General features: G+C 41.2%; 2 protein-coding genes and 1 other annotated feature. Both genes read right to left on the reverse strand.

Features of this window, described 5'->3' with window-relative positions:
• Positions 1-1,164: class I tRNA ligase family protein (locus tag ACLOR3_RS06540; protein WP_412037085.1), on the reverse strand; the 1,164-nt coding region annotated here is incomplete at its 3' end.
• Between the two features lie 51 nt (positions 1,165-1,215).
• Positions 1,216-1,432 (reverse strand) — a binding site (T-box leader).
• On the reverse strand, positions 1,423-2,268 hold the full coding sequence (locus ACLOR3_RS06545) for a DivIVA domain-containing protein (RefSeq protein ID WP_154852217.1): 846 nt from the start codon (positions 2,266-2,268) through the stop codon (positions 1,423-1,425). It overlaps the preceding feature by 10 nt.
• Positions 2,269-2,337 lie beyond the last annotated feature (69 nt).

A 2,337-nucleotide genomic window follows, 5' to 3' on the forward strand; every position in this document is an offset into this window, starting at 1 on the left:
TTCTTGAGCAAGAAGTAAATCACCAAGTTTTTCAATAACCGTTGGCACAACCTTGTCGTAGAATTGACCTTCAAACTCTGCACCAGCATTGGCCATCATGATTCCTCGTTCGTTGACAGTTACAGCAACTTCGAGACCATTGGCAACACCGACATTGTAGTCATCCTCACCAAAACCAGGGGCTGTATGGACGATACCTGTACCAGAATCTGTTGTAACGTGGTCACCAAGGATAACAAGTTCATCTACTGCTGTATCCCATGGGTGTTCTGTCACGATGTGGTTCAATTCTGAACCACGATAGGCAGCCAACACTTGAACATCCGCCCAGCCAAATTTTTCAGACAGGCTGTTCAGCAATTCTGAAGCAACTACAAACTTACGAGTTTCACCAGCAGGTTGTACGACTACATAGTCAATATCTGCTCCAACAGTCAAACCACGAGAAGCTGTGATGGTAAATGGAGTTGTTGTCCAAACAACGATGTAAGTATCTGTATCAAGGACACCTTTTCCATCTTTGACCTTGTTAGCATAGTAAAGTGAAGTCGAAACCAAGTCATGGTATTCAATCTCTGCTTCAGCAAGAGCTGACTCAGATGACCAAGACCAGTAAACTGGCTTAGCTCCACGGTAGATATAGCCTTTATTAGCCATTTCACCGAAGACACGGATTTGCGCTGCTTCATAGTCTGGCGTCAAAGTTACATAAGGATTTTCCCAGTCACCTGAAACACCCAAGCGTTTGAAGTCTTCGCGTTGTTTATCTACTTGAGAAAGGGCGTAGTCGCGGCAAAGTTTCAAGTACTCAACCAAGTCCATTTCTTTGCGTTTGACACCTTGTTTAGCCAAGACTTGCTCGATTGGCAAACCGTGTGTATCCCAACCTGGGATGTACGGTGCATAAAAACCTGACATAGACTTAGAACGAACAATGATATCTTTTGAGATCTTGTTCATAGCATGTCCTACGTGGATATTTCCGTTGGCATACGGAGGGCCATCATGCAAGGTGAAATGTGGTTTTCCTTGGTTCAATTCTTGACGACGTTGGTAAAGCTTTGCTTCTTCCCATTCTTTTTGCCAAACTGGCTCTTTTGTAGGCAGGCCAGCCCGCATCGGGAACTCTGTCTTCCCTAAATTCAGTGTTTCTTTAAGTTTCATGGTGTCTCCTCTAAAAAATAATCATACAAAATAAAAGACCACGACCTCGCCAAAAAGGACGACAAGTCGTGGTACCACCTTCATTCAAGAAAGAGAATCCTCTCTTTCTCCTCTTTTGTCGCTAACGCTGACCAGCGTTAGTGGTTACTCATTTCACCACTAAGATTTGTAAAAGGATCAATCCTATCAAAGGAAGTACAGGTCTTCCACCATCGCCTGCTCGCTAAAACTATTTGATAAGATCACTGTTTTTACAGATTATAAAATTGAAACAGATTCCCGTTGTTCTTCCACTTCTGGTGCATCAATATCAGCAACTAGAGGAGTTTCTACAACAATTTCATCAATAGAATCTTGATCTACCTGATTTTTTTCTGCTTCTTCCAAAGCTTCTTGAACTTTTTCATTCAATCCTTCAAAAGCTTGAGTCGCAGACAATTCACGGTTTACAGCTTCAATATGTTTTTGCAATTCTTCAATTTCTGCGCGTGAGAATTGACGAGTCAAATCAATTGCTTCATCATCGTAGTTATGATGAACTGTTTCTTCCAAAGCTTTTTCGACTACTTCACGGAAAGCTTCATCACTTGTTTGAATATACATAGCAGTTGGGCGAAGAATTTCATCCCATTCTGGTGTATCAATGATGCTCAATTGGCTTTCGATAGTTGATTTCAAACGTTGGTGGAAGACACGCGTCTTATTCTTCAATTCTTCCGTTTCTACGGCAACTTTCTTGGCATTGTCTGTAGCATGACGAAGAATTTCATTTGCTTTTGCTTTTGCTTCTTCAACTAAATGGTGAGCATCTTGCTCCGCTTGACGAACGATTGTTTCTGAGCGTTCATTTGCCGCATGTTTCACACGTTCTGCTGTATCTTGAGCGATCAATACTGATTGACTCAAAGAGTCCTTCATTTCGTCAAAGTAGTTCAAGCGCTCTTCCAACGCACTAATTTTTGTTTCCAATTCATGATTTTCACGAACTAATTTTTCATAGTCTCGGTAGACCATGTCTTGAAACTCTTCAACTTCTTTAGCATCGTAGCCTCTAAATTTTACATAAAAGCGTTTATCTTTGATTTCTAAAGCTGTAAGTGCCATAGTTCCTCCTTATTTTCTACTGGAAAATACTTCAACCGTTAATTTGTATTTTCCACTTTTTGATAGGCC

Origin of the sequence: Streptococcus intestinihominis, assembly GCF_046824975.1 — a bacterium.
Classification (GTDB): Bacteria; Bacillota; Bacilli; order Lactobacillales; family Streptococcaceae; genus Streptococcus.

What these genes read in the sequence shown, in the direction of transcription:
- ACLOR3_RS06545 (WP_154852217.1), bottom strand. Translation starts at nt 2,268, where the DNA reads ATGGCACTTACAGCTTTAGAAATCAAAGATAAACGCTTTTATGTAAAA.